Origin of the sequence: Alkaliphilus peptidifermentans DSM 18978 (assembly GCF_900101495.1) — a bacterium.
In the GTDB taxonomy this organism is placed as follows: Bacteria; Bacillota; Clostridia; order Peptostreptococcales; family Natronincolaceae; genus Alkaliphilus_C; species Alkaliphilus_C peptidifermentans.
This window is the reverse complement of record NZ_FMUS01000020.1, coordinates 1-25156: the sequence shown is the minus strand read 5'-3', so window position 1 is coordinate 25156 and position 25156 is coordinate 1. Positions and strand designations below refer to the sequence as shown.

28 protein-coding genes are annotated in these 25156 nt (G+C 36.6%); all 28 read right to left on the bottom strand.

Translation table 11 applies throughout. The features are described 5' to 3' along the window. Window positions 1-62 precede the first annotated feature (62 nt). Complete coding sequence (locus BLP68_RS14015) at window positions 63-284, bottom strand: YdbC family protein (RefSeq protein ID WP_091545076.1); 222 nt, start codon at window positions 282-284, stop codon at window positions 63-65. A gap of 18 nt (window positions 285-302) precedes the next feature. Next, on the bottom strand, window positions 303-1166 hold the full coding sequence (locus BLP68_RS14010; protein ID WP_091545074.1) for a radical SAM protein: 864 nt from the start codon (window positions 1164-1166) through the stop codon (window positions 303-305). Between the two features lie 22 nt (window positions 1167-1188). Beyond that, a complete protein-coding gene (locus BLP68_RS14005) occupies window positions 1189-1494 on the bottom strand; it encodes an MTH1187 family thiamine-binding protein (protein WP_091545073.1) in 306 nt (101 codons plus the stop codon). Window positions 1495-1658: 164 nt separating this feature from the next. Next, window positions 1659-2342, bottom strand: coding sequence for a TIGR00266 family protein (locus BLP68_RS14000; protein WP_091545071.1), 684 nt, complete (start codon window positions 2340-2342; stop codon window positions 1659-1661). 167 nt (window positions 2343-2509) lie between these two features. Continuing rightward, window positions 2510-4654, bottom strand: coding sequence for a M20/M25/M40 family metallo-hydrolase (locus tag BLP68_RS13995; protein ID WP_091545069.1), 2145 nt, complete (start codon window positions 4652-4654; stop codon window positions 2510-2512). Between the two features lie 230 nt (window positions 4655-4884). Then, window positions 4885-5610, bottom strand: coding sequence for an amino acid ABC transporter ATP-binding protein (locus BLP68_RS13990; protein WP_091545067.1), 726 nt, complete (start codon window positions 5608-5610; stop codon window positions 4885-4887). Window positions 5611-5614: 4 nt separating this feature from the next. After that, window positions 5615-6298 carry an amino acid ABC transporter permease gene (locus BLP68_RS13985; protein WP_091545066.1) on the bottom strand — a complete coding sequence of 228 codons (684 nt, stop codon included), beginning with the start codon at window positions 6296-6298 and terminating at the stop codon, window positions 5615-5617. Between the two features lie 75 nt (window positions 6299-6373). After that, complete coding sequence (locus tag BLP68_RS13980; protein WP_091545064.1) at window positions 6374-7153, bottom strand: ABC transporter substrate-binding protein; 780 nt, start codon at window positions 7151-7153, stop codon at window positions 6374-6376. A gap of 679 nt (window positions 7154-7832) precedes the next feature. Continuing rightward, the gene (locus tag BLP68_RS13975; RefSeq protein WP_091545062.1) at window positions 7833-8456 is read right to left on the bottom strand and encodes a hypothetical protein; all 624 of its coding nucleotides are present in this window, start codon (window positions 8454-8456) and stop codon (window positions 7833-7835) included. Between the two features lie 150 nt (window positions 8457-8606). Continuing rightward, a complete protein-coding gene (locus BLP68_RS13970; RefSeq protein WP_091545061.1) occupies window positions 8607-9023 on the bottom strand; it encodes a hypothetical protein in 417 nt (138 codons plus the stop codon). Further along, entirely contained in the window at window positions 8981-9271 is a 291-nt protein-coding gene (locus BLP68_RS13965; RefSeq protein ID WP_091545059.1) for a hypothetical protein, read from the bottom strand. The genes BLP68_RS13970 and BLP68_RS13965 overlap by 43 nt, the downstream gene beginning before the upstream one ends. Before the next feature lie 75 nt (window positions 9272-9346). Next, window positions 9347-10000, bottom strand: coding sequence for a hypothetical protein (locus BLP68_RS13960; protein ID WP_143003105.1), 654 nt, complete (start codon window positions 9998-10000; stop codon window positions 9347-9349). 313 nt (window positions 10001-10313) lie between these two features. Beyond that, complete coding sequence (locus BLP68_RS13955; RefSeq protein ID WP_091545056.1) at window positions 10314-10529, bottom strand: hypothetical protein; 216 nt, start codon at window positions 10527-10529, stop codon at window positions 10314-10316. A 205-nt stretch (window positions 10530-10734) separates the two neighbouring features. Further along, window positions 10735-10986 carry a BhlA/UviB family holin-like peptide gene (locus BLP68_RS13950; protein WP_176759040.1) on the bottom strand — a complete coding sequence of 84 codons (252 nt, stop codon included), beginning with the start codon at window positions 10984-10986 and terminating at the stop codon, window positions 10735-10737. 30 nt (window positions 10987-11016) lie between these two features. After that, window positions 11017-13878, bottom strand: a complete 2862-nt coding sequence (locus BLP68_RS13945) for a glycoside hydrolase family 18 protein (protein WP_091545053.1) — start codon at window positions 13876-13878, stop codon at window positions 11017-11019. Window positions 13879-13893: 15 nt separating this feature from the next. Then, window positions 13894-14802: a hypothetical protein gene (locus BLP68_RS13940; protein ID WP_091545052.1), complete on the bottom strand. Its 909-nt coding sequence runs from the start codon at window positions 14800-14802 to the stop codon at window positions 13894-13896. Beyond that, the gene (locus BLP68_RS13935; protein ID WP_242876997.1) at window positions 14795-15004 is read right to left on the bottom strand and encodes a hypothetical protein; all 210 of its coding nucleotides are present in this window, start codon (window positions 15002-15004) and stop codon (window positions 14795-14797) included. Before BLP68_RS13935 ends, BLP68_RS13940 begins: the two co-directional genes overlap by 8 nt. A 42-nt stretch (window positions 15005-15046) precedes the next feature. Next, a complete protein-coding gene (locus BLP68_RS13930; RefSeq protein ID WP_091545050.1) occupies window positions 15047-17683 on the bottom strand; it encodes a phage tail spike protein in 2637 nt (878 codons plus the stop codon). Window positions 17684-17807: 124 nt separating this feature from the next. Beyond that, window positions 17808-18539, bottom strand: coding sequence for a distal tail protein Dit (locus tag BLP68_RS13925; RefSeq protein WP_091545049.1), 732 nt, complete (start codon window positions 18537-18539; stop codon window positions 17808-17810). A gap of 3 nt (window positions 18540-18542) precedes the next feature. After that, window positions 18543-20246, bottom strand: coding sequence for a phage tail tape measure protein (locus BLP68_RS13920; RefSeq protein ID WP_091545047.1), 1704 nt, complete (start codon window positions 20244-20246; stop codon window positions 18543-18545). A gap of 42 nt (window positions 20247-20288) precedes the next feature. Beyond that, window positions 20289-20636: a hypothetical protein gene (locus BLP68_RS13915; RefSeq protein ID WP_091545046.1), complete on the bottom strand. Its 348-nt coding sequence runs from the start codon at window positions 20634-20636 to the stop codon at window positions 20289-20291. Between the two features lie 17 nt (window positions 20637-20653). Continuing rightward, window positions 20654-21055, bottom strand: a complete 402-nt coding sequence (locus BLP68_RS13910; RefSeq protein WP_091545044.1) for a hypothetical protein — start codon at window positions 21053-21055, stop codon at window positions 20654-20656. 91 nt (window positions 21056-21146) lie between these two features. Continuing rightward, window positions 21147-21644, bottom strand: a complete 498-nt coding sequence (locus BLP68_RS13905) for a hypothetical protein (protein ID WP_091545042.1) — start codon at window positions 21642-21644, stop codon at window positions 21147-21149. A 39-nt stretch (window positions 21645-21683) separates the two neighbouring features. After that, a complete protein-coding gene (locus BLP68_RS13900) occupies window positions 21684-22232 on the bottom strand; it encodes a hypothetical protein (RefSeq protein ID WP_091545041.1) in 549 nt (182 codons plus the stop codon). A 95-nt stretch (window positions 22233-22327) separates the two neighbouring features. Next, window positions 22328-22768 (bottom strand): hypothetical protein, encoded by a 441-nt coding sequence (locus tag BLP68_RS13895; RefSeq protein WP_242876996.1) that lies wholly within the window; start codon window positions 22766-22768, stop codon window positions 22328-22330. Beyond that, window positions 22752-23081, bottom strand: a complete 330-nt coding sequence (locus BLP68_RS13890) for a sigma factor-like helix-turn-helix DNA-binding protein (protein WP_176759039.1) — start codon at window positions 23079-23081, stop codon at window positions 22752-22754. The genes BLP68_RS13895 and BLP68_RS13890 overlap by 17 nt, the downstream gene beginning before the upstream one ends. A gap of 293 nt (window positions 23082-23374) precedes the next feature. Further along, window positions 23375-24319 (bottom strand): ring-cleaving dioxygenase, encoded by a 945-nt coding sequence (locus BLP68_RS13885; RefSeq protein ID WP_091545037.1) that lies wholly within the window; start codon window positions 24317-24319, stop codon window positions 23375-23377. A gap of 211 nt (window positions 24320-24530) precedes the next feature. Beyond that, window positions 24531-24827, bottom strand: coding sequence for a hypothetical protein (locus tag BLP68_RS13880; RefSeq protein WP_091545036.1), 297 nt, complete (start codon window positions 24825-24827; stop codon window positions 24531-24533). Window positions 24828-25156: the final 329 nt, after the last annotated feature.

Genomic DNA, 25156 nt, shown 5'->3' with positions numbered 1-25156 from the left:
AACACTCTTTTTTGAGCATTGGTTTCTAATATATCTTAATTATTCAATATACAGTTTTAGAGTTATAACTCTACTGAATTCAATATATCCTTCAGTGCTTTTAATTCTTCCTTGGAAAGAGTTATCCCTTTACCCATTTTTTCATGCTGAGGATCCCATTCTCTAATATCATACTTTGGATCTCTGTTATTCCAGCTGACTAAATTTAACTCCTTATTCCATCCCTTTGCCGACTCCGATAAAGTACCTAAGCTCTCACGTATTTCAAACTTAATTTCTGCCATAAAAAAGCTCCCTTCTTATTACAAGCTTCGAAGATAAGTATCGTTATAAACACCTGCTTCAATAGCCTTCTCTATTTTACTTATTAGACTTTGACAATCTTTATTTAATATACCTTTCAGTGTTAAATAATTTGAAGCATGATTCATACGAAAAACTGTATTATTGAGATTTAACTCCTTTAAGAACATTAGTGTCTCCTCCAGTACCTCTTTAGGAGATAATTCGGTATATCCATAAGCTTTATTCAAATCTTCTTCTATTCCGTTATCATCGATTAGTAGTGTTAATAAGCTAAGATAGCTTGGTTGTATGATATTTACTACCTCTGCTGAGTCTATTGCGTGCTTTTGATACAATCTTTGTCCGCCTAGTCCAGAGATTAGCATCACAGATAGAGTAAAACCTGCTTTTTGGGCCTTAAGACATCCCTCAATTATCTCTGATTTTGTGGCGCCTTTATCAACTCCAGTGAGAATAGTGTCATTCCCACTTTCAATACCAACGTAGAGCATTGTTATTCCAGCCTTATAAATTGCCTCTAGCTCGTCATTTGTTTTATTAATTAAATCCCTTGGTCCAGCGTAGGCGGAGATACGTTTTATATTTGGAAATGATTTTTTCACCTGATTAATTATTTCTAATAATTTATCGGTTTTTAAGCAAAGGACATTACCATCGGCTAAAAAAACTCTATCATTAGTAGAATCCCATTGGAGCAATTGATTTATTTGCTCATCAATTTCTGTATTAGGTTTAACACTGAAGCTCTTACCCTTATACATGGTACAAAATCTACATCGATTGTGGGAGCAGCCTTCTGTTACTTGTATTATTAAACTTTTCGCCTCACTTGGCGGTCTATATAATGGATAACTATACATAAAACCTCCTATGTAATCCTTTCTAGTCCTTCATTTTTTCTTCAACAGCTTTAATTTTTTCCTCCATTGTTCCCTTCTTATCTCGACGATCGTCTATTTTTATAGAAGTTGATACCCGCATTGCTCCCTTATCGAAGGGTATTTCATGCATTTTTCGTACTACCTGTAAAATTACATCTAACTCCCCTTCAAAGATTGTACTCATTGGTGTTAGTTGATATTTAATTTGCTTTTCATTCTTTAGAATTTTGTGACAGTCTGCCACATATTTGCTGATGCTTGTATCTCCTGTACCAAGTGGCACTATTGTTGCTTCTACAATTGCCATTTTTACACCTCCAATAAATTTAATTATAGCATGTCAACTTAGACAATTGGGAAGGATTTGACATATTTAAGAGCTTTGTTAATCATATATATTTTTAACCTTAATAAGCTTCTATAAACAAAAACCTTCCATAGGTATTCTATAGAAGGTTATAATAGCAGATATTATCTACTTGAAGGCTTGGGTAAGTATGGGAATAATTCTCCTGCCATACTGGAAATTGGCATAGTTTGAATCCATACCTTTCCAGGTCCTGTCAAGGTTGTTAAAAATAAACCCTCGCCACCAAAGAGAATATTACTAAAGCCCTTTACCATTTCAACATTCATGGAAACTGTTGATTCGTACATACCAACTGCCCCTGTTTCCACTTTGATTGATTCACCTGGTTTAAGCTCAAGCTCTATACTTTCTCCATCAATTTCAACAAAGGCAATTCCACTGCCCTTTAGCTCTTGCATAATAAAACCTTCTCCACCAAAAAAACCAGAACCTAATTTCCGTTGAAATGCTATTTCGACTTCTACGTCCATAGTAGAACATAAAAAAGACCTTTTTTGACATATGATGGATCGATGATCAACTTCAATAGGTATAATATACCCAGGAAATGTATGTCCAAAGGCGATACGATCCCCATCCCTTTCTGCTTCAAAGAAATTTAAAAATCCACTTTCTCCCATCAACTTTCTTTTGAAGAAACCTCCGACTCCGCCATCCATACTGGTTTTCATTTGAACTTGACTGTCCATCCACTTCATTGCTCCAGCTTGTGATTTAATTACGTCCCCCCGCTTTAAGGTTAGCTCAACCAACGGCATTGTAGTACCTACAATTTTGTACTCCATTTTTATCCCCCTTTTCATATTGCTTTATTCCCAGTCAATCCCTTCTGCGCTAAAAATATGCTTTAATTTATTATAATATATATTTGTTTTCTAGGTAATATTTTTTTCTAAAATATGGTTAAAAAGGGAAGGATAGTTATCGTTCCCTGCGGTTGTTTTACTTAATCTTACTCCCCCAATAAATACATAGCCAATAGAAGAGTTCTTTCGACTAGCTCTCTACGGTGAATTGCTTCATTCGGTGTGTATAAGCCTTTACTGGCGGGGGCAAATCCGCATACAACAGGTATATTACTATTTATTTCTCCTGCAGCAGTGGCCAGTAGACTAGACTCCATGCCAAAGGGAATGTTCCATTTTTCTGCAATATTAGTAAACCTGCTTATGAGTAAATTGTTCTTGTTTTTAATAAAGGGAGGTCTTTCTACTAATTTTTCAATATAGCATTGTATCCCCTTAGAACTAGATTTGAATATATTTCGTATTTGCTCCTCTGCATCTTTAGCTAATTTTTCATCTAGAAAGGTTATATACAATGTTGCACGAACCCTATGGGATAATAAAACACTATATCTTTCCGAGTGAACATCTTGGACAGCTACTGTAATTTTTTTATCAGAGCTACTAATTTCCTTTAGCTTTTCAGCCTTCTGTATAAAGTAGCTAAGTACATCTATTTGATTAGAGCGATAGCCTATTCTTAAGGGGTCACCTTCAACAACTATGCTATACTTTTTTGAACCACGCCTTTGATTAACAACCTTACCACCCTTAAAGCCCGATTGCAAGACAATTACTTCCTTGGCATTTTTAGCAGCCTTCTTTAAAGTACCACTGCTATATCTCATTCCTCTTCCCTCATCAGTATACAGAAAAATACCAATTTTTTTATTGTCAAGATTCTTAACTTCTTTCAAGGCACTAAGAGTACTTAACAACGTCACAAGTCCTCCACGACTAGATGCAATTCCTTCTCCATATATCCATTCCTGCTCCGTTCGAAAAGGGATTGGAAAGCCTGTTCTGTTTCCTGGAATGTCTATTGGAAGCACCAGGAGGGTGCCATCCTTAAAACCTGCATCCGTTTCCCAGGTCCAAGCTGAGCTTTCATTAGTGTATTCTTCTACTACCTTTAGCCCAAGCTTCTTTAATCGGTCCTCAAGTTTTCTTAATGCAGTACTTATCCCTACATGATCCTCTGTCCAGCTTGGAAGGTTAGTCCATGCCTTCAATTCGCCTTCTATCTTATCTCTGTTTGTAGTTATTGTATTAAATAAACCGATGGTTTTATCAGATACTTCTCCATTTATATTATCTATTATATAGGGACCAAAATATCTTTCGCATGCAACCTCAACCAGTCTATTCATAAGATTAACATAGTCTAGTCCCATTGCATTTGCAGCATAAACAAAGGATCCATCGGCGCCTAAGCTTGCCATTGAATTCACTTCTAAAATATACGGGTTTCCATTTTTATCTATTCTAAAATCCACCCTTGCACTATCATAGCAGCCCAAGGCTTCAAAGGTATCAATTGCTAGTTTTTGTATCCGTAGAGTTTCATCCTTTGAAATGGGGGCAGGACAAATTTTCTCTACATTTCTTCCACTTATATTCTTTTTGTCTTCATAGGTATAAATTTGTAGTCCATCTCCAAATACTAGCTCAACAGGAGGTAGGGCTTGTACAGGATTATTTCCCAATAATCCCACATTTACCTCTCTGCCTTCTATAAATTCTTCGACTAAGGTAGGACTATTGAAGGTCTCGTAAATTATTCTAACCCCTTCCCTTAATTCTTCTTCATTATGAACTATTCTTAAACCGAATGAAACAGCTTCTGCTTTAGGTTTTACTATCATAGGGTAGCTTAAGTTATCAGTAATTGGTGAGTCGGGTTTATCCATTACTGTAAATTTTGGTGTTGGCAATCCCTTTTGAATTAATATCATTTTTGTAACGATTTTATCCAATGCTATTGCGTGGGTTTCTGGACCAGAGCCAACATAGGGTATTCCTAACATTTCCAGTATTCCAGGTACATGCATATATCTTCCCTTACCCTGTATTCCATAACTAAGATTTAGTACAAGGCCAGGTCTTTCACCAGATATAACCGAGGGCATAAACTTCTCAAGCTTTGAAATGATATTTTTATCTCCTTCAAAGGTTTTAACCTGATGGCCGCCAGCTATTAAGGCTTCTTTTATATTCTTTATAGTTTCTAGTCCATATTTTTCGCGATTCAGTGTTCCAAATAGATTTATTACTGCTTGGCTTTCTCTATTATATACAATAGCAATTTTCATCTAAAAAACCACTCGCCTTCCCTTGATAATAGTCATAATAATTTTAGCTTATTTTAATTATAGCCTATAAATGGACCAAGCATATACTATTACTTTTAAAGAAATATATATTTATCATTAGTAAAACCATAGGTCCTTCTGATAGGTTTTCTGAAGGACTTATGGTTTAGTTGAGAATGCTATAGATTTAAAAGTTCTTTGGGACCCAAACAGAAAAAATATAGTCTTATTTAGAATTGAATCTGTCCTAGAAAAGCCTTCAACCTCTCGTGCTTAGGATTTTCAAAAATTTCCTTTGGTGTACCCTCTTCAGCAATAACTCCCTCATTCAAAAAAATCACTTGATCGGCAACATCTTTAGCGAACCTCATTTCATGGGTTACAATAACCATTGTCATACCTTCCTTTGCTAAGTCCTTCATAACTGATAAAACCTCTCCCACCAGTTCAGGATCTAAAGCAGAAGTGGGTTCATCAAATAACACCACCTTAGGCTCCATCGCTAAGGTTCTAGCTATGGCTACTCTTTGCTGTTGCCCTCCCGATAGCATTGCTGGATACTGATGGGCTTTATCCGATAAACCAACCTTATCTAGTAAAGCTAATGCCTTTTCTTTTGCATGGCTTACCTCTTCCTTTTTTACAGTAATAGGCCCCTCCATAACATTCTCAAGAGCTGTTCTATGGGGAAATAAATTGAATCGCTGAAACACCATGCCCACCTGCTGCCTAATTTCATTAATATTTTTTTCTTTTTCTTTTACTAGTTTTCCATCTATCCATATTTCACCTTTATTCTTTCTTTCTAAGTAGTTAATGCACCTTAGCAAAGTACTTTTACCTGATCCACTGGAACCAATCATACAAACAACCTGACCTTCTTCCACCTTCATATCTATACCTTTTAAAACTTGAAGCTTTCCAAAATATTTATGCAAATTTTTAATTTCTATCATTTTTTCACCTCTCATAGACCTTCAAACGTTTCTCTAATCTTAATAAGCCTTTTGATAAAACTGTTGTGATTACCATATAGTAGAATCCTGCAATAAAAAACATCGGCCAAGGATTAAAGGTTGCTGAAGTATATTGTCGAGTTAACATTAGAGTCTCTGTTATTGTTATAACACTGGCCAAGGATGAATCTTTTATGGCAATAATAAACTGATTTCCTAAGGCCGGTACTGATCTTTTAAACGCTTGTGGTAGTGTTACACGTTTCATTGCTTGCCATTTTGTCATGCCCAATGACCTAGCAGCTTCCTTCTGTCCATAGTCGATGGAGTCAATTGCACCTCTAAATATCTCACTAATGTATGCACCATTATGAAAAGCCAATCCTATAATAGCTGATACAAAGGGAGAGAATCTAATACCAATCTGTGGTAATGCTTGAAAAATAAATATAAGCTGTAAAAGTAGTGGCGTTCCCCTTACTATGCTAATATATAAATCTATTGCCTTCACTATAGCCTTAATTTTTGTCATTTTCAGCATTGTAGCAATTAAACCAAATACTGTCCCTAACAAAATAGAAAGAAAAGATAGTTGCAATGTCATGACTACACCTGGAAAAAATTTAGGTGCATATTCAATAACCGTGTGAGCAAAAATAATTATACTATTTATGATTTCATTTAACATATCGCTGTTCCCTTTCTCCTCCTTAAATTTTGAAATGGGTAATATTTAATATTACCCATCCTCAAATTCACTAATTTAGTTATTTAAAATATTTGTTCCGAACCACTTAACACTAAGTTCTTCATAAGTACCATCTTCTATGATTTCCTGTAGAGCTGAGTTTACAGCTTCTAATAGTGCAGTATCATCTTTCCTAATGGCAATTCCGATTTCCTCAATATAGAGGGGATCTCCCACAGGTTCTAGTGGCATATCAAATTTCTCAATTCCATGCAGGCCTACCAATAAACCTGTTATTAATCCATCTGATCGTCCTTGTTGTACTGCACGCATGTTATCAACATCGCTTTCAAATTGTAATATATCAGCTACATTTTCCATATCAGTCAAAAAATCTTGAAAGGTTGTTCCTGTAACTACTCCTATAGTTGCATCCTCCAGCTCTGATAATTCATTTACACCTATATCTTCACTTCCAAAAAATTGAGCTCCATCATAATAGTATGGGTCTGAAAAATTAACTTTCTCTAATCGATCTTCCGTTATTGCCATACTACCAATTATCATATCAAAGCGTCCACTGGTTAACCCAGATAGTATTCCATCCCACAAAACAGTTTGTGGCTCTGCCTCCACTCCCATTTTTTCTGCTATTGCATTGGCAATATCAATATCAAAGCCAATTAACTCTCCATCAGAGTCTATATAATTAAATGGCGGATAAGCGCCAGTCATTGCAAATGTCAGTGATCCACTCTCTTGAATTGCCTCTAAGGTTTTTCCTCCATTTGAACTACAGCCAGCAAGAAATATTAATATTACAACCATTAAAACTATACTTATTTTCTTTATCATAATACCCTCCATATTTATATATTTTGGGCTGTCGACAGCAAAGTTTCACGTGAATAAAAAAAAGCTTAGTATAATTTTACAGAAATTTTCCAGTTTAGTCAAAGCTGGTATATACGCTGTATTATATATTATTATAGCTATCGATATGTCAGCCTAACTGTGATACTGTATACATATTAATCCTCCCAAATACTGCCTTATACTACCACATATTTTTAGTTAATTGTTCCTCATTAGAGATATATACCATTATGTGTGTTGGTATATCGATTTTTAAGTAAATAAAACCTTAGGTTATTTTTCATCCTAAGGTTTTAAAATTAGAGCTGCTGAAGTATCAAATGGCGCTGCAAAGGCCCTCGGATACCCAGGTGGTAGAACTCTTACTGTTAGGGCCATATAAAAAGATTGTCTACGGCGCTTTCGGTAGGAATTACATAAAAAAGAGTAGCCATCTTATATATGGCTACTCAGGTTGATGACAAAGTCATCAAAATGCAGACTGATCAAAAAACCGCAGATTCAAGGCGCAAGAAAACCTAGCGACTGCAGCGTATACGTAATACGTAAGGGTGCTAGGTTTTCGAAGCAACGAAGAAGATGGGGGTTTTTCATCAGTCTAAGTAGCCATCTTATATATGGCTACTCTTTTTTATGGTTCCTTTTGAGGCTGTCCTTATTATTCTTTGCTATTCATAAGTTCCTGAAATGCTTCTTCCCATTCTTCTTCTGATTCAAATTCCATACCCCTTAGAATATCTTTTGCCGCTTCAATTTTATCTTCTTCAGTTGCAAAATCCATACTTACAAACTTTCCAAGGGCATCTTCCCATAGGTTAAATTTGAAGCCTTCCTCCAACCATTCAGGATAATGACCATTTTCCTTAGCAAGCTTAACCGTCCATTCCGGCATATTTTCCCATATAATACTATTATTTGTTTTGTGAATGTTTAATTGCTCACCAGTAAAGTTGCGAAGGGCGGTTAATCGATGGAGATTTCCTTCTTTCCATTCATTCAAACCGTCAATAAGGCTTGGTTTATAATAGTAATTGGAATTGGTAAGTTCAACGATTAGATTATCTATATTTTCTTCAGTAAATTCTAAATGTTCTCCTATAATATTGTCACCCACAAGTAATCCCGTCATATTATAAACATCCTTTAGAATGTCTTCTACATTTCTTGATTGTTCTATTTCTTCCGATGTTTCTTTAAGAACTCCAGTTATATACTTCCCTCCAAAGAGGGCTGCTATTAGTATTAGAACCCCTGCAATTATAAATATTCCTTTGAACTTCATAAATATCCTTTCCTTTCAATTATTGTATTTTTTTCTATTATTATCCATTTTATCAGCAGTATCATCCTACGTCAATCTCTACTTAAATATTACTATATTTATAATAACAATGAAAGTCTATACCATAAATTACCATTATAACGTTTTTTATTATATATCTTCTTTTGCCTTCTTAAAAAAAGCTTCAAATAACGCAGCCCTTGCAATTGCTTCTGGAAATGTTGCTGCTTCTATGAAAACATTCGATCCTTCATGTCCACCAAATTTAGCGCCATAGGTGCCTTTTTTCTTCCTTTCAATCGTAATAATCGCGTCAAGGTCTTCAATCATCAAACAACCAACGAAGGGAACTGTAGAAAATTTAGGTATAAAAATCGGTGTTCCGTCGGCTGTTGTCCAATTAGATTGACCTACTACTTTTCCAGAAAACACATCCTTGACGTCTAGTAATATATTATTCTTCTTCAGTTTAAACACTTCCAAACCAATGGCTTCATCCAATGGTTGACCAACTTCCAACCTCATTACTTGATCAAGTATTTCATCAATATTGATTTCTTTTTCCATAATATTGCCTCCTTATTTTCGAATAAATTTTTTACTTTAAATGCCATACCATATAGTATCCTCCCAACAATCATAAGACCAATAAATAAGCAAGAGCTTTGAAAGAAATTCAAAGACGGTAATCCCCAAAATACGTGTAGAATAACCTCCAACGACATCATAAAGAGTAAGGCTGGAAGTCCAAATAGGAGGACTATTACTAAGACTGCCCCAATAATATTTGCCATTATCTTGATTGCTTTTTTCACGCTACCCCTCCCTTCAAGTTTAATTTCAATGCTAACCGGACTACTGGTTTTTGCTGCTACTTTATATAACTTTATTTAATCAATATAATCGTATTGTTGGACTAAAAACCGCTGGAAGGCTTTTCTTGCCCTGCAAACTACCGAACGACACTTTCCGTCGTACTGAGCTTCACCAAGGAAATTAGCAATATCTTCTTGGGTTGCTTCCATAGATAACATCTCAATTATTGCCGCGAATTTAGCATTCACACGAGCAAAATCATTAATTGCGTTACAGATGATATTTAAGCCTACAATTTCCTCTTCATGACTTGGCGAAGCATGTTTTGTAAGAATTATGTCACCTATGGTGTCCCTCTCTTCGTTAATTTCAGCATCTAGTGAAGTTAACCTTGCTTTAATGTAATTAATTTCTCCATCCTTAATTGTACGATATTGCCGCCATACGTCAGCTTCCCTTCTTTTCATAAAGATTCTAAGTCTTTGGATAAAATGAGAAGAACCGTTGAAATCTTTGGCGGCTTCCCATATTGCTTGGCAAAAAACACTTTCAAAGTCTTCAGCAGGGATTTGTATTTTATATCCTTCCGCCTTATAAACTGCTTTCCCAGCTTCAAGCTTAATAAAACCCTTTAGTGCTTCAACCAATTCAGTTATTGCCCCAGTGTTTCCCTTATTGAATTGTAAAGCCAATTGATTAATAATCTTATTGTTAATATTTTTCATCATAACGACCCTTTTCGAATTAGTAGTTAGGGACTAATGTCGAAATGTTTTGAGGTTCGTTATGGTGTATATGGGAATATTTTGTTAAGCGTCCTATATAATCCCTTTTTGTAATTTATTTACATTATATAGCAACGTAAACATGTTTACAATGCGGTATTTTGTAAAAAATTCCAATCAAGCGATTCAAATTTTTTAGAAGGACGGTGGTAAAAATCAAAAAAATGAAGAACTATTTGTCCTTCATTTGAAAACTAATTACAATTTTTTTAAAAAAAAAGCCGGAATATTATTCCGACTTGTGATTATATTTATGTTATCTTTTTTTGTAATTATACCGTGCCGTAAGAAGTATATCCATTGCACGTTTTTGTTCTTCATCAAGATATTTATGTTCCATCTCATGTACTATAATTTCGAACAGTTGTGCAAGATCAACATTCAACACCGCTGATAATACACGTAATCTTTCTGCGGTATCTTCGTCAACCCTTACAGAAAAAGGCTTCTTAACGGCCTTTTTTTCAACCATGTTCAGCCCGCCTTTCTTGATTAATTTTCATAAGTTAGGAAATTGCATAATTGAAATTTATGTAAAAGAATCAACCAAAGGGAATAATGAAATTTCCTCAAGTAATTATAATATACCATAATATTAATTAATATGTTTATATGTTTATATTCATGATTTTTATTTTAGGAAATTGCATAATTAATGCCCTCCAGCGGTGATGTTATTATTTGCTTAGAGGATTTTCAGCGACCTTAGTTTTAATATAATCAACATCTTTAGCAAGATTTTTGTATTGTGCCGCAAGACTCTCAAAATTGGCTGACATGTTGGTAATAAAATTTATAAGCTTGTCTTCCCTTTCTGCCGCTTCAACTCTTGCTTGCTTATTCTCTTTTATTTGATGAAGAAATAGGAAGATAAACAACGCTGCCCATAGCCCTTGACTTTGTGCAAGGGTAACAAGAAAGTTTTCCACACAAGCACCCCCCTTAAATTGAATCCTACTTTATTTTGTATCCGGAACTATTTCAAAGACTTGTGGGTCTTCTTGACCCAGTGTCCAGAGGCCAATTCCTTTTGCACCGTATTCTTCAACAGCGATATTCATTAAGTTATTAAAGGTATAGCTGTCTCCAGCATACATTATAGAACAGCCTTGTGCATCTCCGACATAACAATTGGCGAACCAAAGACCTGGGTCTACGAACTTAATTTTAAGGTTTTTTGAACCTTGAAAACCGGAAATCTCTTGAATATGGAATGTATAATCCTTTGGGAACTGATTAGGATTAACTCTTGTATTTATTTCATTTCTCCCTGAATACATCAAATATCCCCACTCATCATATTGGATATTATTACGTGATTCTTCCCCAAACTTATAAATGTTCCCATCAACTTGGATTTCAAATTTCTCCATTGGTTCCCAACGATCAAGTGTACTGATTCCTAAGACATAAACCCTTGCTGGAGTTGGTGAATAAACACCACAGGCACCGCCAGCAGTACGGTCTAGGGCAATACCATTGGAACTAAATACCCTTACAGTTCCAACAAAGCAATAGGCCCTTCCATTGTACATTTGAACCTTAAGGGTAAGTCGTTCTCCTAAAGTTCTTGGATAAGCATAAGCCTCCTGTACCACTGTAGTCATTGTTCCACCGCTTTGGTGCACAAGTCTGACTCTATGGGTGGAATAGTTATAAATAAAAATATATCCATTGTCATGTGCAGTACCACCGAAACGAACACCAACTTCATTACCTTGCTCAAGTCGAAGGGTTGCTTCAACCTGGAGGTTACCAATGAATTGCTTATTAAAAACCAAGTCACCACTGCCAACGGCACTGGCTGACCCGAAGGCATCATTATTAACCTGCCAAGTCCCGGTTGAATGTCCTGATGTTATAGTACCTATACAACGATCATAACCAAGACTATCGTCGAAGGTTGCACCATTGGTGGTTCGCGTACCATAACGTAAATAATAGGTGGTATTATGCAGTCCATTTTCAACAACGAAGTCGTCATTTAAGTAGTGGCCAAAGCGGTCTTCCCATAATATTGCTGGCCGTGCATCTTGCCTTAAAACCTCTAATGAAAGCACTAGATTTGAAGGGATTGGTGCAGATGACTTATCTTTCTTAGCAAAGGGTTGCACATTCGTATTAAAATCAATGGCTCCACCTTGGAAGCTGTGCTTGTAGGTTTGACTAAGGACAAAGCCAAAAATATGAACACCACTATCACAAGCCTCTCCGTTAATAATAATGGAGCCTTCTCCATTAAAGGTGTATGTTCCTAGCTCCGCCCAATGTGATTGTTTAAAGTAAAGGGGATAATAGTCTGGAAGATTGCTACCAAAATTGAAGGATTGACCGTTAATTGTTCCACCTATTCTAGCATTTGAGTACCATGGAAAACCAAGTAATGCTATAACTTTGTAGGTTCCTGATGCCTGCACATTATAAATGGCCGATGCTTCAGATACTTCCTCAAGATCACAATATTTGACTACTTGACCATCTTCTGTTTTGAACTTAGGAATGAATTGCCGTCTTTGGGGGATAAACCCATTGAAGATATAATCTTGATTATTGACCTTTTTTGTTAAGGGTGCCATTGGTGCGAATTTCCCATCAATTGTATCGGGTTCGGTTAATACTGCTACAACATTTCCAAATTCCCCCTGCTGACTTCGTGAATATGTTGTTGCAAAGTGTTTTGAGTTATAATAATCTCTGGCGGTACTATGCCCCGTAATGTCTCCGTATTTAGCTGAGAGTATATCATACACGTGGGGAAGCATAATTTGATTTTTTGAATGAAAATCCTCAAATGCTGCTTGTTGAAGATATTCTTGATGGTGGTAAACATAAACACCATCTTCGTTTTGGTGAAAATGTCGGTAGTATCCATTTTGCCACCCAATAAGATTTCGAAAAGTGATGTTTCGACCCTGTCTTTCTTCTGGATTAAATATACCCCAACGAACTCCGTATCCTGCTGATCCAAGGAATATCTTATCCATTGATAGTTTGCTTTTTGGGTTTTCCTTTGGGTCGAAGCATTTCTTTGCCCAGTTAGCCACATTACGAAACCAATAGACAGGTGTTGATGCTCCTGGTGCTGAGCCGGACCAAGCGAAGTCATAGGTCATTATTTGTATTTCGTCAACAAGGGCGTTTCCCTGATGATCTGATGCTTCTGCCAACTTTTCATAATTATGAAATCTGTAATAAAAGGGATTATTTCTTCCCCATTGTGCAAAGGTGTTAATTCTGTACTTTAAATTCCTTGGAATTACAACTTCTTGCTTAATCTTTTGTAATAGCTGAACAAATTTATCGTCATATCCAATAGCATCAGGGTCACCAGACATGGTGGCCTCAATGTCAAGTTCTAATCCGATAATGTTAAGGGGTGTCCCTGTATTCCTTGAGGTACTAAAAAGGTCAAATAAAAGATTGAGCTCATAGGAAAGTTGATTCTGAGGAAGACGTCCTTCAGGATTAACACTCTCATTGTCCAACAATGGCTTCACAGAACTCCAACCAAAACAAACGGGTTGAAGGTGCCATTCAATATGGGGATAATCAATGATATGTTGTTCAAGCATAACAGGAACACTATTTCTGGCTATATGGTTTACAGAGCCATCGCCCCTGAAGAAGCGACCAGCAAAATTGTTATCCCTTTGCAAGCCCATTCGAAGATTGTAAATATATCCTTCCCTTGAAATCCCAAATTCGTGAAGACCTATTGAATATATTTTATGGTTATATTTTCGTATGTCTCGATTAAAATCACTTGATTCGTTATTATTCGCCATAAGTGTCCAGCTTATTATTCGACGATTATCTGACATATCAAACACCCCCTTTTAAATTCTTGAACGTCCATAGGTCCATTGCTTGAATTCCGCCCTTCCCCAATAGCCAATTCCTGTATCTGCCAAATGTAACCACCCATCGTAAGGAGCCCCAGAACGCCGAAGGGGAATTTGTTTATAAAACTCAATTAGAAAACGGACTGACCCCTTTGGAATAGTCATAAATTGATTGCGTCCAACATACATGGGGTAACCCCCAATATTAATTGTTTTTCTTTCCTTTATATCTATACCCTGCCCAGCAAATGACGCCATTCTTGTAGAAGCTATTATTTTAATTGGTTGCTCTGCTGAACCAATTCCGCCATTGATCCAAAACTCTCGAGAATAGCGATAATGCAACGGGTGGGTATCAAAGTAGTTTTGAATCCAATTGTCTGCCGAAAAATCGTTAATTATTGCATCATACATACGCCCCTCACCATAAGGTATATGGTTACCAACCGCTGTTGATATCCGCATTAAATCAAAATCTTCTTTTGCATAAAGGGTTAAGTCAATTCCAGAAGGTAAAATTTCAACATCCCAATCTTCTGGAAAGTAATTGGGGATACAAATTACCTGGTGGCCACGACCAACTATATTAAATAATCGTTCTTGAAGCTCCCATTGACGTGGTGGTCTACCTAAGTGATGATTGTTTGAAGCCATGAAGCGTGTTTCGTCATTGGTATGGGATAAGCTTTGTAGCAATTCCTCAGTTTTAGGAACCCACCCTGTTACCTGTTCCCCCGTTTGAAATTGAAGATCTGTAAAATAAATTGGAACATCTTCATTTCTTTCATTTCGTATTACAGCATCCGAAACGACAATTTCAAGGTCAATATGTTGGACCCTTTTGTCGGTTGCGTTCGGGCTAAATGTGCCATAATAACGAACCCAATCTTCTGCTTTAAGCATTGTCAAAGGACCATTTTATTTCTGATACATGACCAACCCACGACGTCGCAACCCCGCCGCCTTGGAATATTATATCAGTAAAATAAACTGCACCAGAATAGTCGGTCATTTCCAGCATCACATCAATGTAATCCACCCTTTTTGAAGCATTGGCCAGAACATTCTTGGCTTTAATATTGAAGAAGACACTGTTCATCGCCATTAATTCACCCCCTAATCTACTTTAATACACGAGATCTATACCTTAGTTTTTGGTTGTATCATCAATTCCAAGAAGCTGTTCTTCCTTTGTTCCATCGGTGTAGGTTATAACAACCTTCAATCCAACAAAGGGCTCTAGCCCCTGGGTTCCGCCCCTAACCACTTGCCCCTCTGTTCCAACCGCTGCTGATATAGTATAGGAGTTTCGGTGTGAAACCCCGTAAACTCGTTGTATTAATCTGTTTGTCTTACCAAAATTTCCGTCAACTTTAAAAGACCATTCCCCTGAATGACCTTCATTAGCAATGGTAAATCCTGTTCCAATTTGTTGCCAATCTGCGTTAATCCCTTGTTCTGCCCTCGAATTAAGAAGATAATTAAAGACCGTCATTTGTCGGGCATCGGTGGCATCTAATAGGTCGGCGGTCTGTAAATATTCCATTTTATCATCAACTGCTTTACGAAGTGCATCCGACAATAGCCGCTTCGATTGTGCCAGTTCAACAACTGTTTTCCATGGTTCCCTAACATTATATTGACGTCTGATAATTCGGGATTTAATTTCTGAAGATAATAGTTCGTTGTCAACAGTGTAAACATAGTCTCCCATATTAAAGCTTTCATGCTCATGTCCTGATAAAAGAGAAAGATCTTGAACTGTTACAACGTAACCTATCCTTGGGCGACTTATATCTTCAAGTATTAGCTGGGCTGCTTCCTTTAAATCACTGGGATAAATATAGCCTTCGTCCTTCCAATGTCCAACTCTTATCTTGTTTCTCAGTTCCAAAGCATTTACCCATGTTAAATCCTCTAGGTATTCAATTCCCTCATTTACTGTTTTTATATCTAAGTTTCCTTTTCCCTGTGGATACAGGCGTGTAATCAGTTCGTACGTATCAACAGTTCGAACAATGCGTTTTAAGTTTTTATTATAGTAAAAACGAACCCCATTATCTGCCCCATATATCTGATAAAATGAAACTTCTTTGGTAATGCTGTTAAATACTAATTCTCCGCCCCAAATATTTAAAACTTCACGAAGTGCCATCAATACGGATTTCCATTCAATTTTTATATCCCTTTTACGGGTGTTGGGTATCTCGCATAGGCCAAGAGTCCATCCTGATGCAGGAACCGAAGCCTTTAAAATTTCTGTAATTGCTTGAAATGCCGTTGCGTCTTCTAGCTCTAGCTTTGGAATTTTGAAATCTCTTAATTCATAGAATAACGCTTCTGCCTTAAAGGTGGTATACAGCTTACCATCATCGCTTCTTTCATCTATCGCTTCCCTTATGATATAACGTCTATCAGAAATTTCAGCTATAAGTTCCACGGGTTCGGCTCCCAATTCCCTTCGCTTAGGATCGTTAATTGGCACCTTAAAGGTAAGAAGGTCTTCGCCGTTAATTTCTTCTTCAACAATAATATCGTAAGCATTCATCAACTCACCTATATACTCAAGCCCAGTATCAAGGTCTTTATATAGCTTTAAAGGCTGATTAACTAATGGAAGTCTTTCAATGGTTCCATATTCCAGTACTTGAATTTCATCTACCCTTGGGGTTTTATTCAAATTACCTGTTGATAATTGTATCTTTATTTTCAAAAACCTTTCACTTGGTGAAATAATAACCCCGTCATGACGTAGTTCTTCCCATACTGACCATTGTGTACCGTCTGAGCTAACCTTTGTAAAAAATCTGAGGGTTGTTTCTTGTGGAGCTTCATAATTAATTTGAAGTCGCCCATAATTATCAAATGGTTTGTCAAGGTCTAATGCTTTACTTTCCCATTCAACAACTTGGTCGCTATACACTAATTCTTCAACAATAATGATCTCTGTTTCGCCAGGTTCACCATCGGGAACATCTCGTTCTATTTCTGTCCTTTTTATATATTGGGGAAGTTGTATTGAACCAGGAAGCGTCCAATAATCAACGAATCGATTGTTGGTTATATCATCATAGTAATTACCTCGATTATCCATAGTCCATGCTTCTCCACTGATGAAGAAAACTTCATCAGTTTCTCCTTCGAAGGCATTCACAGAAATTGTTCCATTGCTATTTAACATATCTCCAATAGTAAAGGATCTTGTAAAGCCCCTTACATGTGGATTAACACCTGAGTAGAGTATCCTCACTCCATCTACAAAAACGTCCACCTTATAAAACCCGTCTTCGTCATATATTAATAAAAAGTGGTGCCATTTATCAGCTTCAGCCATAAAATACGGATATGTTGAGGTTCCCGTTGTTCCTTGAGAATACATATCTAAAGAACCGGCATTTCCGTAAACCCTTACATTTAATCTTCCATTATATAAAGCTGCATGGAATCCATAATTGGTACCGTAACCGTCTCCCCTTGTAGATGCAAGTATCCGCCAATTGGAGCCAGTAGCTTCAACATCTTCTGCTGTAGGTTTAAACCAAAATGATATAATTCTCTTGGTATCATCGGGAAAAGTAACACTATGCCATTTATAGGCATAATTTCTATTATGCTTAATACCTTTACCCCTTACCCCATCAACAAAGGTCGGAGTTCCGACATCTACGATTTGGGCAGGGTGGTCTTCGGCATTACTAGCAAGAAAGGGAACAAACTTGGCATTTTGTGTGTCCAAGCTTATAAAATCCATTTTGTTGGTTATGAGAACCTTTTGCTTTGCCATATCTTCACCCCCAATTAATAGACAGAAATATCACTTCTGCCCTTTTTTCATTAAATATAAAAAATTTACAAAACTAATCTTTGTTATAAAAGAACGATAGTTCCGAAGAACTATCGCTTAAAGACTAAATCCAGGTGTGACGGTACCTTACTTCGATATTATCCACCCCTCCATTTTTTTCAATTGTATTGACCCCTTCAGGCAGTTGAAAAAAATCACCTGTTACGAATTTATAAGCCCCGGTATTATTTCTAACAATTGTTCCTTCTTTGCAATTTATGGTATATGTTCCACTTGGTGAATTGCTTGCAAAGCTTAATTCTTGTACTTTACCGTCTGAGCGATTGAGGGTAACCTTACCAGCGCCGCCATTGTGGACAACAATAAGTGTTGGTTGTGCATAATGAGTTCCTTCATTGGTTACATATATCATTTCAGTTCCGCTTATTATTTCTTCATTAGTAGAATACACGAATGGATCTGGGCAAGTCATGTGAAGAGTAAAGGAGCCTAATGACCCAATTTGTGCTAGGGGCAATTGTCCAGTCAGTCTTGCAAAATATATTTTTGTAGGATCATCGTCAAATATTAAAGGTCTTGCAGCACGTCGTGGGTTAAAAAATCCCGCCAAAGCACGAAGCTTATTTTTTAAATCCTGTGGATTTACTGCAAGGATAATACAATCAAGTTCGATGGTACGGGTTCCGTATTGAACCCCAAAGTCCCAAGCACCATCCCTTCCTGCTATTGTTTCAAAGTGTTCAACTAATGACGGAACAATCGGGACATTTTTGCCCGTTAAAGTTATATGAAGATCATCACTATGCATCCCATCATATTTAAAACCTTTCCCCATAGATTATCGCCCCCTCGACCTTTCTGAGCTTCTTTGAAGATTATAAAGCTCCGATGATATTAGTCTAATGTCGTTATCATCCCTTACTTCCATTTTATCCACATGAACAAGTGGTGCATTGTAGTTGCTACCACTCAATGCTGCAGCACTGCTTCCGTCAAAGCTACCCAAAGCATCATGTAGGTTTATCCTTCCTGGAATTAATCCTCCAATAGAAGGTCCATTGATCTCCATTTCACCAATGCTTCGATAAGTATCTTTTATTACATCTACTCCTGCAAGTATATTGTCAACCAATGACGGTGAATGACGCTTAAATGGGTTCAAATTAGAAAGTAGATTCTTAGCTTGTTCAACTTTATTTTTTATACCATTTACCATATCGGTTAAGGCCCCTATAATTGCCCTGGGCAAATCTTTGAATCTGTTGATTGTATTTGTTATAATATTGGCAAACATACTATAAATGCCCTGCCATAGGGAAGACCACAAATTATTGAAGTTATCCCTAAATGCATTAAATAGTCCGGTTAATAATGTCCAAATTCCTCTGAATATACCAGTTATTAGGTCCCAATATGCTTGGAATTGTGCCTTTATATACCCCCAGGCCTTTTCCCAATCACCAGTAAATATGGCAACCCAAAAACCGAATATATTCTTTATTGTTTCAAGAGCAAACTTAACAATCGCCATTATTATATTGAAGGCTGCTTCAAATACTGCAGAAACAATATCCCACATGAATGTAAACAAAGCAATAATATAGTCACCCCAGGTATCCCAAAATTGTTGGAGTCCTTCAAAGATAAACGTTGCAAGAGCCGCTATATTTTCCCATATGTCTTGAAGCCAGGGTAGAAGATAGTCCCATACTGCAATAAGTGCAGTTTTTATTGTTTCCCATATCTCTATAACTTTGTTACGAAAATCTTCGTTGGTTTTCCATAAATAAACAAAAACCGCTATTAATGCTGTAATTGCAACAATCAACAATCCCATTGGGTTTGTAGTTAAGAACATAAACGCTGATCCTAAACCTTTTGCTACATTGATCACCGATTGGATACCATCGATTACATTAGGCAAGTATCCAACAATCACCATCAATTCTCCAAGAACCAAAAATACTGCAGAGGAAATTGCCAACCATTTGCCAATACTATCTTTTTGTGATTCGCTTAATCCATTGAACCAATCTACCAACACTTTCAGCCATTGGGCCGCTTCATTAACGTATGGAATGAAGTATTCACCAATAGAAATCTTAACTCCCTCCCACGCTGAATTTAGCAATGTGACAGTATCACTTAAGCTGTCATGCCCAACCGTTGCCATATCAAGAAACTCTGGCATTGCAACAATTATTTCGCTGGCTTCTAAGCCTGACATTGCTAGATATTCCATGCCTTCTGCAACTTGTATAGCCGTATATGACGTAGAAGCACCTAATTTTTTAGCAGTTTCGTTTAATTGTTTCAATTCTGAGTCTGATGCGCCAGAAGCTGCCCCTACTTTTGCCATTATTTTCTCAAAGTCCGCTGCTATCTTTACGCCGGACAACATTGTGCCTCCTACTGACTTCAGCGCTGTTCCAACCTTTTTGAAATCGCTTGATGTCTTTTCCAGTTTATTCTTTACTTCATCAAGCTCTTTTTGAAATTCATCAGTCTTTAACTTCAAGGTTGCGATAATACTTCCTGCCATGCTTTCACCCCCTTAACTTAAGCAAGGTTATACCAATAAGCTTTAGCTTCTTATCTTATTGGCGTTCTCTTTCATCATCTCTTTAATAGCTATCAACTTATTTTCGTTCTCAGCGTCCATTTCTTTAATTTCGTAATAATGTCCATCCATTTGCTTCAATTGCTTTTCAAGTTGTAAAACCAACTTTTTAGGATTCTTACTTTTTGGGTTGTGGACAATGGCAAGCTGTGTCAAATTCTTATTGACTTCGTCCCGTCTAATACGTTTAAGCAACGGTTCTATTTCGTTGGGATATATTTGTTCCAGTATAATCTTCTTATCCCAGCCGTAGGCTGACGCAAGACAATGAATAACGTCATATAGCCAGGCTCCATCGTTATCATTCCCCAACCTAATGGTGGGCTTTTTTATTGCGCCATTGATTGGGACATTGCGTTTTTTACTGACTTCATGACTGCGGCAAGATTATTAACCTCCCAAATAGCAAGGAATAATTCAACACCACCGTCCAATCCAATGGAAGGATCATTTTCGATGACTTCCTTGTCGATACCTGAACCAATTGCAATAATTTCGATAACCTGCCACCATGCTTCTGCAGCAGTTCCGAATAAGGTTGCCATAAGTGCCTCTTCATCGTTAACATCCAGTGATTGAAATTCCTTAAGAAGGCCACCAGGTAATTTCTTTAATATAAGAAGAACCTTTGCATATTGTCCCAAGGGTAATTTCTTAATATTAAAGGTTTTACCCCCGATTTTAACTACTTTTTCCAATGGAATGATATTGCTTAATTTTTCCTTTGCCATTGATAACAACCCCCTTTATAAAATTTGGACCGTTGAAACACTATTTTCTATATTTTAAAAAAACCCGTGCCTTTAAGCACGGGTCAAGAAATTATTCGCCGATGGAAGCAAGGTAGTTCCCGTCTTCGTTGCTTTCGTCGACAAGTGCTAGAAATTCAACTTCGTAAACGGTCTTTTCGTCGGCCCTAAATGGTAAAATGATTTCATTCACAATTACCGCTTTATGAAGTTTGATATCAAGACTTTTGTCTTCATCGGGCTTATCCATCGGGTGAAGAACTAACTCTTGCGCTTGGGTGCTTAATCTCTTACCCGGTGAGGAACCGATTTTCAATACGTCACCTGCTAAAGTGCCTGAAGGTATTGCCGATTTAAGTCTTTCCAGTGTAAATTCTGCCAATGGAACCTTAACAGTAACAGCTTCCCCAGTCAAGACTTTATCGGCAACGGTGGTGCCATATGCGTCGACTAATATATCTGTATATTCTGGTGTATAAGTGAATTCACAGCCACCATCGGTATGACCAAGGTCTATTCCACCATATTTTATTTTTTGGCATCCTATATAAACATTTTCTAAATTCCCCATATATTCCTAACCCCCTTATTGTCTTTTTTTCCTTATCCACTAACTTCCGTAAACTGACGCTGTGGAAACAGAGCTTCCACCAGGACTTCCATTGAAGCCCATATTCACGAATCCGTATCCTTGGCTCGTTGGTGTTTGCCACACCCCCAGGTTAGCGTCCCATAGATAATAGAAAAGCAGATGGTCTTTATGGGTCTGACCCGTGGTATTATTTCTAATTGCAACTCTTTCCCCAGCACGAATTACTCTTGAATGAATAGTGCCGTTTGGATTTCTATAATTGGTGTCCCGTCTTACATTAAGTACCCTATGGGTAACTCCGCCAATTGTGGCTGTGGTAATTGGGTGTAAATGAATTGGATCTTGATTTGTTGGCGGATCATCTCCCCAACCCCAATGAACGATTAAACCGCCTACAAAGTTGCCGCTGGAATTTCTAAACATGATACCCGTTGCGGTTCCATACCAAGGATTTGAATCTGTAATTGTGTAATACTCGTTGTTAAAAATAGTTCCAATCCTTTCATTTTTACCATTGTCCCTATAAACAGGAATTTGGCTTCCAGATTTGTTTACAACTAAATACATGATAAACTTCCCCCTTTTTTATATTTGAGAACTAACCGCTCTCACCTTAATAATAGGCTGGAGCCATAATATACAAGGTACAAAATTTAATTTTTTCATTTTTTTTCATTTGCATATCCCTCAATATACATATCCACCCGTTCCCGTATATGACGAGCTTTTAGTTGTCCTTTATTTAATATTGGGTAATTTTCCTTTGTTACTTTGTCTGGATGTGTATTTCGAAGAATGTCAGCCAGTATCCAATTTGCAAGTAGGGTAAGCTGTAATCCATTTGGTGCTTCCCCTACTTGTAAAATATAAGCATCTGTTAGCACCTTAACGGCTTTATTACGGAACTTTAAGTCTGGAATTGGTACCATACTAATGAGGCGTGAAACCATCACCTTAAAGGCTGTAGTATAATTACCAAGGAACTTGCCGTCATAATATTCCAGACTAAGAACTTCTTCTTTAATTTTCGGAAGGTTGGCTGGATCAATACCATGCTGATAAAAGATTCGATTAATATTTATATTATTATTTGCCCTGTTCACCAGGCAGGTCCCCTTTATATGCTTCAACAATTTTTTTAAAAGATGCTTTTATATGTTGTTGAACTGCCTGTTGAGAACAACCCAGTATTTCCGCCGCTTCCTTTTGTGTATATTCACGCTTGTACACTAAATTAATTATTTTCTCTTGTTTTTCTGTTAATCCCGCCTTTTCATAGGCCCGTAAATAATCAATTAAAATGTCGCTTGCGTCATAGCCTGAAGAAGTGTATCTAAGCGAACTTAATTGGTTTATATTCGAAAGAACTCCTTGAAGCTCCTTCGAGGTATCCATTTTAAATTTTCCTATCCCCATAATATTACCCCCTTGATTGCTGATTTGATGGCGATACCCCACCATTTCCTAATACTTCCTTCTATTGCTACTCTATCTTTTAATGTCGTGGTAGCTGAAGGCTTGTTACGGCTTAGACTTTTTCTGGGGAATAAAAAAACACCAATGTATATAACATTGATGTTTTTTTGCTGCTAGACTTCTTCACTATCTCTATTCGTTAGACTGCACCCATGCTGGGCCCACAGCAAATAAAACCTTAGGTGAATTTTCATCCTAAGGTTTTAAAATTTATCAAAATTGAAATTTTACCATTAGTTTACTTCTATTTCTCTAACCTTTATTGGTGGTAGTGTTTTTTCTAAATTACTTCTTTTGGACTCATACCATTGGGGCAGCATAAGCTTTTCACCCATTTCATCATATGCTTCGTCAATCATAAAGCCTGGGCCGTTAGTGGCTATTTCAAAGAGTATATTTCCCTTTTCCCTAAAATATATTGAACGGAAATAATTCCTTTCCCTAACTGGTGTAACATCATAACCAAATTCTGCAATATGTTTTTTCCACTCTAATTGCTCTTGATCATCTTCTACCTGTATGGCTATATGATGCACCGTACCTATACCTATATCGCCGGTTCCCTGGGAAGTAATGCATACATCAATTATATTTCCTATTTCTCCTGAGGTACTAAATCGTATTGTCTCCTTATCTTTTTCTATTTTAGTTAAACCCATAATGTTTTCCAATAGATATATGGTTCTTTCGGTATCACTGGAGTACAATGTTACTCCAAAAAAACCTTTAATGGCTACTTCAGGGGTCACACCGCCAAAGCTCCATCTAACATTGTTGCCTGCCTCACTCTCAACTAATTCCAAATGTAAACCATGGGGATCATGGAAGGATATATGACTTTGGCCAAATTTGTCCTCCAATGAATATTTGATGTTAAACTTTTCTAGTCTTTCCTTCCAAAAGGAAAAACTCCCCTTTGGCACAATAAATGCTGTAATACCCACTTGACCATCACCTATCTTACCTTGGTGTCCATCCAGCCAATTGAAAAAAGTCATTGCAGTTCCTGGTCTACCTATATCATCTCCAAAATATAAATGGTAGGTTTCAGGATCATCAAAGTTGACGGTTTTTTTAATGAGCCGCAGTCCTAAAATTCCAGCATAAAAATCTACATTTTCTTGTGGGTCACCGACAATTGCTGTTATATGATGAATTCCCTTTGATTTTTTTAGCATATTATATCCTCCTTTACCTAAAAGTACGTAAAGCTATTAGTTATAGATATTATACTCCTATAGAGGATTGTTAAACATATTTAGTAAAACTAAAATCCAACGATTTATAAAATCCCCAGAGAATTCTATGCTTGAATTCTCTGGGGATTTTTTGAAATGCAATTTTTTATAATTAAGTTAATTTTAATAATGTTTAAACTAAAGAAAAATTTTATTGCTCTTTATTCGATAAATTAGAATCATATAATTCATTAAACCTATCAAGTGCCATTTGTGTCTTCTTAATAATTAGAGCTCCCCTAAAAATTAAAAAAAGCAAAAGTGATACTAAAAACCCTCCAATGGGAGATGTTAAGAACAAAACAGTTTTTCGTGGGATTTCAGGCAAATCGGCTGAAACATACGCAGTATATAAAAAAAACAAACTGGCTACTAAAAATATATAGCTTATTATATTCATGCTCAACTCATCTATTTTATCCAAATTTATTTTTTTGAATTTGCTCAATTTTTCACCTCCTAAGAATAATATAATAGCTTTTATTATAACTTAAGATTCTTTATTTCTTTGATTCAAAACATTTCCATAAATATAAGAATTATAACTTTTTAGGTACTTATACATTATACCATATAATTACATTTTATCTATATAATCTTAATCTATAAATTGTTGTAATATACTTATGGTTCTACGTATCCAATTGAAGTATCAATAGCTATTGTACTTGTTGCTTCATCCCGGGAGTTTGACAGTTGAACATTTCAAAACCATTTTAAAAGCTTGAAAAGGCTTATTTTTTTTGTGTTTTTTTCATTTTTGTATAGCGCACTTTA

Excerpts from the sequence above, each read along its gene's own strand:
- BLP68_RS14015 (WP_091545076.1), bottom strand. The coding sequence starts at position 284 with ATGGCAGAAATTAAGTTTGAAATACGTGAGAGCTTAGGTACTTTATCG.
- BLP68_RS14010 (WP_091545074.1), bottom strand. The coding sequence starts at position 1,166 with ATGTATAGTTATCCATTATATAGACCGCCAAGTGAGGCGAAAAGTTTA.
- BLP68_RS14005 (WP_091545073.1), bottom strand. The coding sequence starts at position 1,494 with ATGGCAATTGTAGAAGCAACAATAGTGCCACTTGGTACAGGAGATACA.
- BLP68_RS14000 (WP_091545071.1), bottom strand. The coding sequence starts at position 2,342 with ATGGAGTACAAAATTGTAGGTACTACAATGCCGTTGGTTGAGCTAACC.
- BLP68_RS13995 (WP_091545069.1), bottom strand. The coding sequence starts at position 4,654 with ATGAAAATTGCTATTGTATATAATAGAGAAAGCCAAGCAGTAATAAAT.
- BLP68_RS13990 (WP_091545067.1), bottom strand. The coding sequence starts at position 5,610 with ATGATAGAAATTAAAAATTTGCATAAATATTTTGGAAAGCTTCAAGTT.
- BLP68_RS13985 (WP_091545066.1), bottom strand. The coding sequence starts at position 6,298 with ATGTTAAATGAAATCATAAATAGTATAATTATTTTTGCTCACACGGTT.
- BLP68_RS13980 (WP_091545064.1), bottom strand. The coding sequence starts at position 7,153 with ATGATAAAGAAAATAAGTATAGTTTTAATGGTTGTAATATTAATATTT.
- BLP68_RS13975 (WP_091545062.1), bottom strand. The coding sequence starts at position 8,456 with ATGAAGTTCAAAGGAATATTTATAATTGCAGGGGTTCTAATACTAATA.
- BLP68_RS13970 (WP_091545061.1), bottom strand. The coding sequence starts at position 9,023 with ATGGAAAAAGAAATCAATATTGATGAAATACTTGATCAAGTAATGAGG.
- BLP68_RS13960 (WP_143003105.1), bottom strand. The coding sequence starts at position 10,000 with ATGATGAAAAATATTAACAATAAGATTATTAATCAATTGGCTTTACAA.
- BLP68_RS13955 (WP_091545056.1), bottom strand. The coding sequence starts at position 10,529 with ATGGTTGAAAAAAAGGCCGTTAAGAAGCCTTTTTCTGTAAGGGTTGAC.
- BLP68_RS13945 (WP_091545053.1), bottom strand. The coding sequence starts at position 13,878 with ATGTCAGATAATCGTCGAATAATAAGCTGGACACTTATGGCGAATAAT.
- BLP68_RS13940 (WP_091545052.1), bottom strand. The coding sequence starts at position 14,802 with ATGCTTAAAGCAGAAGATTGGGTTCGTTATTATGGCACATTTAGCCCG.
- BLP68_RS13935 (WP_242876997.1), bottom strand. The coding sequence starts at position 15,004 with ATGGCGATGAACAGTGTCTTCTTCAATATTAAAGCCAAGAATGTTCTG.
- BLP68_RS13930 (WP_091545050.1), bottom strand. The coding sequence starts at position 17,683 with ATGGCAAAGCAAAAGGTTCTCATAACCAACAAAATGGATTTTATAAGC.
- BLP68_RS13925 (WP_091545049.1), bottom strand. The coding sequence starts at position 18,539 with ATGGGGAAAGGTTTTAAATATGATGGGATGCATAGTGATGATCTTCAT.
- BLP68_RS13920 (WP_091545047.1), bottom strand. The coding sequence starts at position 20,246 with ATGGCAGGAAGTATTATCGCAACCTTGAAGTTAAAGACTGATGAATTT.
- BLP68_RS13910 (WP_091545044.1), bottom strand. The coding sequence starts at position 21,055 with ATGGCAAAGGAAAAATTAAGCAATATCATTCCATTGGAAAAAGTAGTT.
- BLP68_RS13905 (WP_091545042.1), bottom strand. The coding sequence starts at position 21,644 with ATGGGGAATTTAGAAAATGTTTATATAGGATGCCAAAAAATAAAATAT.
- BLP68_RS13900 (WP_091545041.1), bottom strand. The coding sequence starts at position 22,232 with ATGTATTTAGTTGTAAACAAATCTGGAAGCCAAATTCCTGTTTATAGG.
- BLP68_RS13890 (WP_176759039.1), bottom strand. The coding sequence starts at position 23,081 with ATGGGGATAGGAAAATTTAAAATGGATACCTCGAAGGAGCTTCAAGGA.
- BLP68_RS13885 (WP_091545037.1), bottom strand. The coding sequence starts at position 24,319 with ATGCTAAAAAAATCAAAGGGAATTCATCATATAACAGCAATTGTCGGT.